This window comes from Proteus columbae, assembly GCF_002777965.1.
GTDB lineage: Bacteria > Pseudomonadota > Gammaproteobacteria > Enterobacterales > Enterobacteriaceae > Proteus > Proteus columbae.
On record NZ_NGVR01000011.1, the window covers coordinates 69,351 to 82,824 of the forward strand.

Consider the following 13,474-nt stretch of genomic DNA (forward strand, 5'->3'; position numbering starts at 1 on the left):
GTATTAGCAATAATTATATTCTTTACTTAGGTGTATTTATGGCATGTGAATTCCTGACCCAAGCAACACTCAAAAAATTGTTAACAGGTGAAACTTGGCAACGACAAATCAATGATGAAAGTATTATTGATGTCAGCTTAAATGCGGGGCAATTAATAATTTGTCAGCCTGAAATTGAGGAAAGCTTTATTCCCTTTAGTCAGAAGCTCATGGCTTATTGTGAGCCGCTTGCACTTAAGTTTCCATTTATTGAATTTGCTCAGCCACAAGAATTTCATTCCACATTATTAACGATTTTTAATCAACAAAATGAACAATTTAAACTGCAACGGCCCGTATTATTAGCATGGTGCCATGAGATTGCTCAAATATTTAATCAAACAAAACGAATTGAAATTTCATTTAATAATGTTGTGTTAACGTCTAATGGTAGTGTGATATTAACGGGCGTTTCAAAGGAATTAGAACGATTTAGACAAAAGGTTTATCAACAGATCCCCATTGAGAACACACTTCATAAAAATATTATTCATATCACGCTTGGGCGATTACGTGAAAATACGTCATCAGCAGAAATGAAGACGCTTTATGATGAGTTAGAGCAGAACCGATCATCATTAATGTTTTATGATATTAATACCCCTATTGTTATTCGACATCCAAAATTTGTGGTGAGTAAAGGTTCACTTTCATCTGAAGTGCAATTAGGTTTAACGATGGAATTTAATCAGTTATGGCCATTTAGGTGTTATTAATAGTAAATATTAAATAGTCTTTTTCTTTTTGTGACTAAAGCGATATGGCTAATTGGTATATAATCCAGCAATTCTTTCTATTCGGATTATGTGTTTGAATTATGAATGTAAAATATCGTGCTGATGTAGATGGTTTAAGAGCGGTCGCTGTTATTTTGGTTATTCTTTTCCATTTGGATCATCGCTTAATTCCTTCAGGGTTTATTGGCGTCGATATTTTCTTTGTGATTTCTGGTTTTTTGATCTCGTTGATAATTAAAACTTCATTGTCACAAGGTAATTTTTCATTTCGTGATTTTTATAATCGTCGATTATGGCGATTACAGCCACTTTATCTTGTTGTATTAATTGCAATACTAGTGATCTCAGGGCTTTTTTATCTCCCTAGCGATTACTTAGATATTACCAATAGCGAAAAATATGCCTCAGCCTTTCTCTCTAATAAATATTTTGCGAGAGCAACAACCAGCTATGCAGCGCAAGATGCACTTTTTTTACCGTTATTGCATACATGGTCTTTAGCGATAGAGTGGCAATGGTATCTTTTCTTACCTTTTGCACTTTATTTTCTGCATAAAATCAATGCAAAAGAAAGCGTTAATCATTTTTATTTGGTGGCGTTAGTTACTGTTATTTCATTTTTTTTGGTGTTTCTTTACCAAAAAGACCAACCGAAAAATTATTACTATTTTAGTACGCGGATCTTTGAATTTATGTTGGGTGCATGTGTTGCCTACTTCCCAACAAAGATAAAACCTAACCGAAGAATAAATGATGTTATTAGCTTAATTGCGCTAGGTGTTATTGTTTGGATTGCATTTCAAAATGATATTATTGCAGGTTATCCGAACATTAATACGTTGTATGTTTGTCTTGGTGCCGCTCTCATTATTTATACCGGACAGCATGGAAGTATTATTAAAAAAATACTTTCATTAAAGCCAATTGTGATCGTTGGATTATTATCTTACTCTCTCTATTTATGGCATTGGCCATTATTTGCAGTTGCGCGTTATATTGGTGTGTTTAATACAGAACTACAAAAAGGAGCGCTGTTAGCCTTAACCTTATTGCTCTCAATTACCTCTTATTTTCTTATAGAAAAACCGCTTAGAAGAAAGCGTTTAGCCTTTAAATATTCCATCACACTTTTGTTAGTTATTCCTATTTTATGCACTTTTGGGTTAAATGCATTAAATGAAAAATATCAAGGCATTGGAGCAAGACTTGGGCAAAATTACGTTAATTTAGAAGCTAAATTGAATCAGTTTGATTATCCTAATCGAACGAAATGTATGAATTTTGAAGCCTCAGATCCAGATAAAATGTGCCATGTTGGTGCAGTGGGAAGTCAGAGAAAAGCTTTTTTATTTGGTGATTCCCATGCAAATCATTATTGGGGCTTTATGGATATATTAGGTAAAGACGCCAAGATAGATGTATATGCTCAAGCAACTTCATCATGTATTACACTTCCTAATATTTATCTTTATGACTGGTCTAATCATAAAAATACAGTTTATCAACGTTGTTACGATCAGACGGCGAAATATTATCAACTTATCAAAAACAACCACTTTGATTATGTAATATTTGGGCAAGTTTGGAATAACTACGCGTCAAATCATGTCATTAATAAACTAGGTGATGTTAGAACCGTTGAGGAGTCTCGTAAACGCGTTGAGAAAGCGATGCGTGAAGCACTTGATCTTATTATTGCCACTGGTGCTAAACCCGTTTTTATTAAAACAGTCAATTCTATGCCAAGTGGTTTTATGACCTGTTTTTATGAAAATGCAAAATTAAGAAAAGACTTTGCAGATAATAACTGTAACCCAAAAAACTATAAAGGTGAGGGAAATACATGGATGAATCAGTTATTTGTTAAATTAAAAAAAGACTATCCAACTTTAATTATCATCGATCCTAAAGATGTACAGTGTGATAAAAATATCTGCTTAACCGATATAGAAGGTGTACCGGTTTATCGAGATGTAGGGCATATTACAGATTATGCTTCCACAATTTTTGGCATGATGTATCTAGAACGCTTTGGTAATCCGCTAGTCATAGAAAATCCTTAATATGACCATCAATCGATCATCAAAATAATCAAAGAGTGCGCAGTTATCTAAGATAAAGCGCACTTTTTATTTTTGAATATATTAATGATCAAGAGAAACAGAATGAACGTGTTCAAGCTGTTTTAGTGAGCAATAAAATTCAGGTAAGGTAATTTTTTGTCTAACTAACAGTTTCAAATTCACTTCAACACGTTCTTTTTTAATATCGCGAATAGTCAGATTTTCAATTACGTCTTTATGGCTTTTTAAATATTCAATTAAAAGGGGAACACCGCTTTCATGAGTAAATAACATACGCACTTTTATCTTACCTAAGCGTTGGTTTTTCATCTGAAATAGCACCACTTGTGGGCTAAGTTGAATAGCCATAAAAAAGAGAACGGTCACAATCATGGCATGCCAATAAAAACCTGAGCCGCAAGCAATACCAACCCCTGCCGATGCCCATACGATGGCGGCTGTTGTCAAACCTGAAATTGCATCATCACGTCGATGTAATATAACACCAGCGCCAAGAAAGCCGACGCCACTGATAATTTGCGCCGCTAGTCTCATGGGATCACTGCGAATATTATCGGAGATATTGGCGTAATATTCCGCAGATTGAATAGAAACGATAGTTAATAGACAACTGGCAACCGCAATAATGACACAGGTTTTAAAACCGACAGGTTTTCCCTTTGATTCACGCTCTAAGCCAATAAGGCCACCTAAAATAAAGGCGGCCAGTAATTTAGCGATACTTGATAGTGATAAAGGGCCAATGCTGCCAACAAACTGAATTAATGCCTCCATGGTTTGCTCCTAACGTTGGCTTATTCCTTTATTATTTTAAGACTATGGTGTTGCAATACTTTCTTGTGCTTTTTTATCTTCATTATTTTTCTTTTTGGATACATCATCTTTAAAGAAGAAGATAAAAAATATGGTTACAACGGCGGCAACGATTGCTGGGTATATCCAGAATGTTGACCACTGTGGTAATGCAGCATCACCTGTTTCTGTTACGGTTGAATTAAAGATTTGACCACAAATAGTGGAAGCAAATAATAAGCCGAAACCATTAGAGACAATAAAGCGTAGGCCTTGTGCTTGAGCACGAATTTCCGGTTTGGCTTTGCGGTCAACATAGATATCACCAGCGGTAAAGAAGAAGTCCCAACATAATCCCTGTAACATTAAACCGATAACGATAAAATAAAACTCTGTATTTACCGCTGCATAAGAGAAGAATATTGAGCGAATGATCCAGCTAACAGCACCTAAAAGTAATGTAATTTTGAAGCCAAACTTCATTAAGAAGAACGACAATACAAACATAAACAGCACTTCACAGGCTATACCTATTTGCATAATAGACGCCGCGTTATTAAAACCTAATGCTTTAATAAAGACAGGGATATAAGCGGAATAAGCCGTTTTAGGGATCATTAAAATAAAGATACTAAACATTAAGATAGCGAAATAACGATCTTTAAATAATGAAAGTGCATCTAAACATAAAATATCACGAGCAGAGAATGGTTTACCTTTCGCTTTAGGTGGCGTATTAGGTAAAGTAAAGCAGTAGAAACCGAGTAAAACACCCACAGCAGAAGCGATATACCAAGTCATCGTACTACCAGAGAAGCCCATTTCACCTAATATAAATCCGATAGCCATAAAACCGAATGTACCGAATACACGAATAATAGGGAAATATTTCACGCCATTAATATGGGAGAAACTAATACTATTTGAAAGTGCAGTTGTTGGATAAAACAATAATCCAATAATGAAAATTAAGAATAAAGTCATACCACTGTTTTGTGCTTCAATAAATTGAGGAACACAAATAATGACTGCAGCATTAATTAAATGAAGGATGCCCATGACTTTTTGTGAAGCAAAGAAACGGTCAGCCACCATACCAATAAATAATGGGGAGATAATTGTTGCGACGCCTAATAAAGCGTAGGCATTACCAATAATGCTTGCCATGCCATAGGTACTTAATACTAGTCCCATGGTCATATTCCATGCACCTTGCATGAAATATTGCACAAACATCATAATCAGTAAGCGAGAGGTTATTTTCATATCCATCATCGTTCTCCTCTTAATTTGTTTCTAACGTTAATCCGTCGTAGGCAACGCGGATATTGTGAGGAGCACAAACAGCTTCTAATTCGTGGTGAAGTAATTTACCACTATGTGAAATATGCGAAACGGCAATTTGTGTATCTTGATGTAAACAACCTTGCTGTTGCAGTTTTTCTTTCGCTGCAAATACGGTTTCTAAGCTCATATGATTATCAGTACGATCTTTACCATTGAGTCCATAAGTACATTCAAAAACAACGATATCAAGTGGTTTGTTTTCTAACCATTTCCATGTTAATTCAGGGAACCAACCAGAATCATGACCATAGAAAATTACCTTGCCATCTTTCTCAATATGATAAACATAGCAAAGTTCCCATTTCGCATGATTAGCGAGTAATGGCGTAATTTTATAACCATTTCTTTCGACAGTAACAAAAGGAATTAAGCAGTGAAAAGCAAAACGCTCTTTGCTGTAACCGGGTAAAACTTCGATACAGCCATTAATGGCGCGATCATTACCAAAAATATGAAGGGGATGGTTAATTTCAAAACCATAACCTTCCATGCGGCTAAACAGATCGCCAACATTGAAATGATCAGGATGTGTGTGAGTGAATAGAAGACTTTCAAAATGGGTCGCATCCATTCCATCACGCATTAATTGGTAGCTAAATGTAGGCGATACATCGATTAACATAATGTCATCGACAATGGCAGAAGAGTGAGTTCTGATATCTTTCCCACCAAGTTCTCTTGCTTTCAGGCAGTGTTCACAACGGCAGAAGGGATTGGGTATGCCTTCTGAGGCTGCCGTCCCTAAAAAATGAAGTTTCATAAGAAATCCCCTTATCCTATTGTTTTATTATGATTTTATTAATTATCTGGTGTTGGCTATCTATAAGATATAGATAAATTTGAACGTTCCAATAATAAAATGATGGATATTGTTTGCCAATAAATGAAGATCAGATCAGTGATCTCATTCAAATTAAATTTATTATCTTATTGATTATTATCTAAATAATTTTTAATTGATATTGATAATCATTTATTTGCGATAAGTAACAAGCGCTTGTTTTATAAACAAATTAAAAATGGAACGTTCAAATCAATTAGCAGTAGTCGCGATAAATAATTCAGGTATGCTAGTGAAAGCAGAAATTGAGATGGAAAAAGGTCAATGGCAACGATTAAAGATATTGCAAAACTAGCAGGTGTCTCACATGGAACGGTTTCTAACGTATTGAATAAACGTGGAAATGTAAGTGTTGAGAAAATTGAAGCTGTGTATCAAGCGGCCAAACAAATGGGCTATCAATTAAATACACAGGCTCAACTGTTAAGAACCAATAAAAGCCATAAAATTGCGATACTTTTACCTCAATTAGTTTCTGAAAAATATGCCGTTTTTTTTAATTCGTTAAGGCAGTCTATTGCTCACTTTCCTGAGGTTACTTACGATCTTTTTTTAACGGATGACCTTGAAACCACAGAGTTAGAGGTATTACAGAAAATTGCGGCGGGTGGTTATAAACAAGTGATCACCGTGAGTTGCCTTAACGATGCGAATATCTATTTTGACACGTTAAAATTACCCCCTTCTCAAGTTGCATTTGTTTATCGTCAACCACTCAATACACAACGTTTTTTTACACTCGATTTTGCTCAAGCGGCAGAAGCTATTTGCCAACAGATTGCAAAAACTACAGGTAAATTAGTGGGCATTTTTATGGAAAGTCGTGATTATTTAAATAATCAAAACTTTGCCAATGAATTACAAAATCGACTCTTAGAGAATGCTCCCAATAAAAAAAACGTGGTGCTTTGTGCATCAGATGAAGAGAGCTATAAAATTGCGTTTGATTTCTTTTCTATGGAGCAAATTCCAGACATATTTATTGCTCAAGATATAGAGAAAGCACGTTATTTAACACAAGCGAGTTATTTCGGTAGCCATAATGATTGCCCGCCTATTTTTGCATTGAGCGATAATATTCCACCGGTATTAAAAGGGTTGTATTACTTTCCAATGAATTACGCTCAACTTGGATTAGAAGTTATGGATGCACTAATGCAAGTTGAGGATGAAAGTGAAATAACTGAAATTAATGTAACTTGTGTGGGTAATCAAAGTGACCATCTTTATACTTTAACGCCGGCGGTTATCAGTGAGGATAAAGCAGATATAAGTCTTAACTTACTGATTTTACCTAGCCCTTCAACCAGTGCATTAAAAAAGCTGTTGCCTCATTTTTATCGTCAAACAGGGATTAAAGTTAATTTAGCGATTCATCCTTACGATGAAGTTTATCAAATTTTAAGTCAGTTACATTTACATCCATATTATGATTTATTGCGTATTGATATGGCGTGTTTTCCTTGGTTTGCGGAAAGAATATTACAGCCATTAGATAAGATTGGTAATGGACTAACGGACTTATTAAATAATTTTTCACTGCCTACTCAGCAAAAATTTAGTTTAGTGAATAATGTTGCTTATGCCATGCCTTTTGATGCCAGTGCGCAACTTTTGTTTTATCGAAAAGACTTGTTTGAAGATCCTATTCTAAAAAGAATGTATTACGAAAAAACCGGTAATGAGTTAACCGTACCGACAACATTTGAAGAATACGATAATGTGACGCAATTTTTTACTGAACAACATGAAGAAGGACAATTAAGTTGCCCAATGGGTGCTTCAACAACATTGGGCAGTGCAGGGTTGATTGCAACAGAATATCTATTACGTTATTACGCCAAAGGTGGACGTTTAATAGGAAGTCATAATATTCCTAGATTAGAAATGCCTTTAGCAGGTGAAATATTAGAAGAATATTTAAAACAGTTGTCGATCACTGAGAATATTCATAATAAGTGGTGGAGTGAGTCGGTTAGGCAGTTTGAGCAAGGTGATCTTGCTATGCTGATCGCTTATATGAATCTATTTAATGATGTCGCTCATAGCAATATTTTACCCAAAACAGGTTTTGCACCTGTACCCGGAAGTATTCCTCAATTAGGCGGTGGCGTATTAGGTGTTTCGCGTTATAGCCAAAAGTCACAATATGCAGAACAATTTTATCGTTGGCTTTATTCCCCAATGGTTATGGATCACCTAATTTTATTAGGTGGAAATAGTAATCATCAAAATTTCAGCCATAACCAAGAAATTAGCCATCGTTACCCATGGATGACATTGGCTTATCAAGAAATTAATAAGGGAATACGAGAATCTTCGGTACCTAATGGTAAGTTATTTAATTTACGCCAAGCCGAAATTATTATCGGGCAAGGTATTACTAATGTCGTTAATAATATTATGACGATAGATGAAACTATCGAATATATAAATCAACGTTTGTTGATTGATACACAAGGTGAGCGGTAGATTTTATTGGTCACTATAAAAATAGCAGGGGATGATAAGATCCCCTGTGTATGAATTATTACTCGCCCGCTAATGCTCTTGGAAATAATAAATTGTTTTCTAAGCTAATATGATTCATTAAGTCATCAATAAACTCATTAATACCATTATAAAGCACTCGCCATGTGGTGCAGGCTTCTGGTGGTGGTGTGACGTTTTTGGTAATAAACTTAATTACTTCAACAATTTCTCCTGCATCATCATGTTCGTGTTCCATAACACTAATGGGTGCACTGGCTTGGCTTCCTAATCCATTTTTTATCATAGGAAAGAGAATGCGTTCTTCTTTCATCATATGGCTTGTCAGTTCATCTAATAATAGTGTTAACTGACGAGCTAATCCTTTCGGAACAGTCGGCTTTGCTTCATGAACCCGTTCTACTTTTTCCGCTTGTAGAATAAGCTCCGGTAATTGTGCTCTGTGTTTGTTATGATAACGAACAATAATAAAATCAATAATTTCACTTAATGGTGCTTGTCGCCAATCTTTTTCTAAAGGTTGTTCTGAAAGGGCGATGAGTTTATTTTCAATTTCATCTATATCGAGTCCTGCTTTTTCTGCAGATTTACTTAATGTTCTTTTTCCTCCACAGCAAAAGTCGAGGTTATATTGACGAAATATGGCACTGGCACCTGAAATAGATAAAGCCAGTTGTCCTAGGGGTTGGTTACGTAAGCTCATGGTTATATCTCGAATTATTTAGAGTGTATTATTTAAATTAAGCTGGCAGTGCGCGTAATAAAGCAAAAGCTTCTTTTACTTGTTCTTCTGTTACCACAAAGGCACGTAATACGTCATTTTCATCAAAGCCTTTAGCAATAACACCCGATTGAGTTGTATTAATATTCCACGTCAGATCATTACGTGCTGTTTCACCCGCAAGATGCAGTGGCATTAACGGTGTTTTTACCCGAATAATCATTGGCGGCAGATTAAGCGGTGCATTATTTTGACCCACTAATGATTTTGCTAGATGCATTGCGCTTAATTGGATGGGTTGTAAAAAAGGTAATAAATGGCCCTTTATTTGAGCACAATCACCTAAGGCATAAATATCTTTATCACTGCTTTGCAGATATTCATTCACAATAATCCCACGGTCAGTATGTAAACCTGCAAGATGAGCAAGCTCTATATTCGGTGTGAGTCCTGTTGCGGCAATAACACAATCAACTGTTAATTGATGATGCTGATTAAATATCGCTAAAATGCTGTTGTCTGTTTGTGTTAATGACTGTAACGGTGAATTGAGCATTAATCGAACACCAATTTCAGAGAGGCTCGATTGTAAGCGACCACTAAGATCGGATGGGATCAGGGAAGATAATAATTGCCCTGAAATATCTGCAAGGATCACCTCTTTACCCGCTCGACTAAAATCCATGGCTAATTCAGTGCCAATTAATCCTGCACCTAAAATTAATATACGTTTAGCTTGATAAATTTGTGCTTCATAAGTGCGATATTCTTGTTGGCTATTTAGCGTAAACATTAACTCATTGCCTGAAATAGCGGGGCAATAAGTTTTGGCACCTGTCGCTAATACCAATTTATCGTAATACCATTGCTCACCTTGGGTACTCTGAATACGTTTTTCATCCGTATTAATATCAACAATTTGCGTATAAGGATAAATCGCTAATTGATACTGTTGTGCAAAGTCTTTGGCTGTTTGTTTGGTTAAATCATCCGCATTTTGAGCCTGACTGATAACATGGCTTAAATCCGGCTTGTTATATTCATCAATACTGTCTGATGCAATGAGCGTAATGGGAATATCTGCATTAAATTTGCGAATATTTTTGACTAATTGGCGTGCGGCAAACCCCGCACCAATAATAACAATCCCATTATTGAGAAGATCTGTACTCATTTTGCCTCCTTTGCAAGCGCATCAAAGACATCTTTTCCTAATGAACATTCAGGGCATAAGAAGCTATCAGGAACTTCGCTCCATGGTGTATTAGGTTGAACGTTTTGCACGGGTTCACCTATTGCGGGATCGTAAATCCATTGGCACACACTGCATTGCATACAAGGACCTAAATCGACAGCTTCAACATTTGTGGCAACTTCAGATTGTGATGAGGTTGTACAACAAGATTGAGTTGCAGGAAGTGGCGCTAACGCCCATTGACGAGCAATTTCACGACCATATTCACGACAAATTTCTTGTGCTTGCATATCTGGGCGCCATTTGGTTTTTAGTGCCAGTGCAGTTTCAAATCCAGCGTCCATCAAGCGAGTTTGAATGCGATCAACGGCGCCACCATTCCAACCATAACTGCCAAAAGCAGCCGCTTTTTTATTACGAAAACGTAAGCCAGTCATCTCTTCAAGCATCGCGGCGATTTTTGGCATCATCACATTATTCATCGTGGATGAACCAACAAGCACGCCTTTAGAACGAAACGCACTGGTAATAATGTCATTTTTATCACTTTTGGCGACGTTATAGCTTTTTACAAACACATTAGGATCAATTTCATTGATGCCTTGTGCAATGGCATCTGCCATCATTCGTGTATTGTTTGACATCGTGTCATAGAAAATCGTGATGCGATCTTCTTGATAGTCTGCTGCCCATTTTAGATATAATTCAACGATTTGTGTTGGATTGTCCCGCCATACCACACCGTGGGAAGTAGCAATCATATCGACAGGTAAATTGAAGCCTAAAATTTCATTAATTTTCGGTGTTACAAGGCGGCTAAAAGGCGTCAAGATATTGGCGTAATAGCGTTGGCATTGCTCAAATAATTCTGTTTGGTCAACTTCATCGTTAAATAAACGTTCATCACAATAGTGCTGACCAAAGGCATCATTACTAAATAAAATCGCATCACCCGTTAAATAGGTCATCATGCTGTCAGGCCAATGTAACATTGGTGTTTCAACAAAAATCAGTTGTTTGCCATTGCCAATATCTAAGCTATCGCCTGTTTTAACGATATTAAAATTCCATTCAGGGTGATGGTGATGACCATTGATTGAGTCAATCGCGTTTGCTGTGCAGTAAATTGGGGTATTAGGAATAAAAGACATCAGCTCAGTGAGTGCGCCAGCGTGATCTTCTTCTGCATGATTAATAATAATATAATCAATTTCTTCCAGATTAATTAGTGTGCGTAAATTTTGCACAAATTCACGGCTAAATTTATGATCAACCGTATCAATAAGCACATTCTTTTCTTCACGTATTAGGTAACTGTTGTAGCTACTGCCTAATAATGTTTTGTATTCAGTGCCATGAAAATCACGAACTTCCCAGTCACGTTGTCCAACCCAATTAACATTATTTTTAACATGAATAGCCATTTTGTATTGTTCCTTCTCATTAATCTTTTCATAGGGATATGTATTGATATAATCAAGAAGCATGCCAGTTTTTATCTTATTGTTTTTTTAATGATTTTTGTTTTTGTGGCGATTTAAATATTGTCAATATGACTATCTTTATCATGTCAAAATGACCATAATAATAGTCATAATGACTATGAGGTGTTTTTATGGGCTTTTCCGTTGATGTGCTGGCTAAAATTGCCATTGAATTACAAAAAGATGTAGGTCATCAAGATAGGTTCCAGCGGCTGGTGACTACGCTTCGGCAAGTACTCAGTTGCGATGCAGCAGCGTTGCTTCGTTATGAGCCTCATCAGTTTATTCCATTAGCCATTGATGGTCTTGTGCCTGATGTATTAGGGCGGCGTTTTTTACTTGAAGGGCATCCTCGTCTTGAAACGATAGCGCGAGCAGGCGATGTGGTTCGTTTTCCTGCGGACAGCGATTTACCCGATCCTTATGATGGGCTTATTCCAGATAGAGAACATTTAAAAGTCCATGCCTGTGTGGGATTGCCATTATTTGCGGGACAAGACTTAATTGGTACGTTAACGCTTGATGGAATGGATCCTCATCAGTTTGATACCTTCAGTGATGAAGAATTACGTTTAATTGCGGCATTAACCTCTGGTGCATTAAATAATGCGTTATTGATTGAGCAACTCGAAAATCAAAATATGTTATTTACGCCAACTAATACATTTAAGCCCACAGTAAAAACAGAAATTATTGGTTTATCGCCTTCAATGATGCAACTGAAAAAAGAGATAGAAATTGTTGCACCCGCAGATATGAATATTTTAGTGAGTGGCGAAACAGGAACTGGTAAAGAGCTGGTGGTAAAAGCCATTCATGAAATGTCTAATCGTGCAGATAATCCGTTAGTCTATTTAAATTGCGCCGCACTTCCTGAGAGCGTGGCAGAAAGCGAATTATTTGGGCATGTGAAAGGCGCTTTTACCGGCGCAATTAGCCATCGTAGTGGTAAATTTGAAATGGCAGATAACGGAACGTTATTTCTTGATGAAATAGGGGAGTTATCATTATCACTCCAAGCTAAACTACTGCGTGTCTTACAATATGGCGATATTCAACGAATTGGTGATGATCGTAATTTACGCGTTAATGTACGTGTATTAGCAGCAACAAATCGTGATTTATGGGAAGAAGTATTGGCGGGAAATTTCCGTGCCGATCTTTTTCATCGGCTAAGTATTTTTCCTTTGCATGTTCCACCATTACGAGAAAGAGACGAAGATATTTTGCTATTAGTGGGCTATTTTTGTGAGCAATATCGTCAACGTTTTAATCTTACTCAAGTGATTATTAGTCCTGAATTACGTCTTTATTTATTGCACTATTCTTGGCCGGGTAATGTGCGTGAATTAGAACATACGATTCACCGAGCAATTGTTTTAGCAAGAGCTGGAAATAAAACCGATAGTCTTATTTTACAAGTCAGCCATTTTGCTTTGGGGGCTGAAAATCCAACTCACTCTGGTTCTCAATCGTTACCTTCTGAAGAAAAAAATCTAAAAGAAGCTACGGATGAATTTCAGCGAGACTTAATTAAACAAGCATTGCTACGTAATAACCAAAATTGGGCGGCAACCGCGCGAAAATTATCACTTGATCCGGCTAACCTACGTCGTTTAACAAAACGCTTAGGATTAAAATCATCATAATTTTAAAAAGAAATATCCTAAATAAAAAAAGGTAATTTGGGTGCGTGGTCCAAATTACCTTAAATAATTATGTTAGGATGATAAGTTGTTAATAA

10 protein-coding genes are annotated in these 13,474 nt (G+C 36.4%); 4 read left to right on the forward strand and 6 right to left on the reverse strand.

Going from position 1 to position 13,474, the window contains the following annotated elements; genetic code table 11:
- The first annotated feature begins 38 nt into the window (after positions 1–38).
- Together CBE70_RS05585 and CBE70_RS05590 are read left to right on the forward strand one after the other, a co-directional pair.
- On the forward strand, positions 39–755 hold the full coding sequence (locus CBE70_RS05585; RefSeq protein WP_100158619.1) for a 2'-5' RNA ligase family protein: 717 nt from the start codon (positions 39–41) through the stop codon (positions 753–755).
- A 101-nt stretch (positions 756–856) separates the two neighbouring features.
- Positions 857–2,839: an acyltransferase family protein gene (locus tag CBE70_RS05590; RefSeq protein WP_100158565.1), complete on the forward strand. Its 1,983-nt coding sequence runs from the start codon at positions 857–859 to the stop codon at positions 2,837–2,839.
- An 81-nt stretch (positions 2,840–2,920) separates the two neighbouring features.
- Here CBE70_RS05590 and CBE70_RS05595 read toward each other — a convergent pair whose 3' ends face one another.
- From CBE70_RS05595 to CBE70_RS05605, 3 genes are read right to left on the reverse strand one after another with little or no spacing between them, the layout of a single operon-like run.
- Complete coding sequence (locus CBE70_RS05595; protein ID WP_100158566.1) at positions 2,921–3,634, reverse strand: MgtC/SapB family protein; 714 nt, start codon at positions 3,632–3,634, stop codon at positions 2,921–2,923.
- A 42-nt stretch (positions 3,635–3,676) separates the two neighbouring features.
- Positions 3,677–4,924, reverse strand: a complete 1,248-nt coding sequence (locus CBE70_RS05600; protein ID WP_100158567.1) for an MFS transporter — start codon at positions 4,922–4,924, stop codon at positions 3,677–3,679.
- 13 nt (positions 4,925–4,937) lie between these two features.
- Positions 4,938–5,759 (reverse strand): MBL fold metallo-hydrolase, encoded by an 822-nt coding sequence (locus CBE70_RS05605; protein ID WP_099076083.1) that lies wholly within the window; start codon positions 5,757–5,759, stop codon positions 4,938–4,940.
- A 345-nt stretch (positions 5,760–6,104) separates the two neighbouring features.
- On the opposite strand from CBE70_RS05605, the gene CBE70_RS05610 reads away from it, so the two are divergent.
- The gene (locus tag CBE70_RS05610) at positions 6,105–8,312 is read left to right on the forward strand and encodes an extracellular solute-binding protein (protein WP_100158568.1); all 2,208 of its coding nucleotides are present in this window, start codon (positions 6,105–6,107) and stop codon (positions 8,310–8,312) included.
- A gap of 58 nt (positions 8,313–8,370) precedes the next feature.
- Here the strand turns inward: CBE70_RS05610 and ytfE are convergent, their stop codons facing one another.
- The 3 genes from ytfE to norV are packed head-to-tail and all read right to left on the reverse strand — an operon-like array spanning position 8,371 to position 11,670.
- A complete protein-coding gene (ytfE, locus tag CBE70_RS05615) occupies positions 8,371–9,033 on the reverse strand; it encodes an iron-sulfur cluster repair protein YtfE (RefSeq protein WP_100158569.1) in 663 nt (220 codons plus the stop codon).
- 37 nt (positions 9,034–9,070) lie between these two features.
- On the reverse strand, positions 9,071–10,225 hold the full coding sequence (gene norW / locus CBE70_RS05620) for an NADH:flavorubredoxin reductase NorW (RefSeq protein ID WP_100158570.1): 1,155 nt from the start codon (positions 10,223–10,225) through the stop codon (positions 9,071–9,073).
- A complete protein-coding gene (gene norV / locus CBE70_RS05625; RefSeq protein WP_100158571.1) occupies positions 10,222–11,670 on the reverse strand; it encodes an anaerobic nitric oxide reductase flavorubredoxin in 1,449 nt (482 codons plus the stop codon). The genes norW and norV overlap by 4 nt, the downstream gene beginning before the upstream one ends.
- A 191-nt stretch (positions 11,671–11,861) precedes the next feature.
- Between norV and norR the strand changes: the two genes are divergently transcribed.
- Positions 11,862–13,379, forward strand: a complete 1,518-nt coding sequence (gene norR, locus CBE70_RS05630) for a nitric oxide reductase transcriptional regulator NorR (protein ID WP_100158572.1) — start codon at positions 11,862–11,864, stop codon at positions 13,377–13,379.
- Positions 13,380–13,474: the final 95 nt, after the last annotated feature.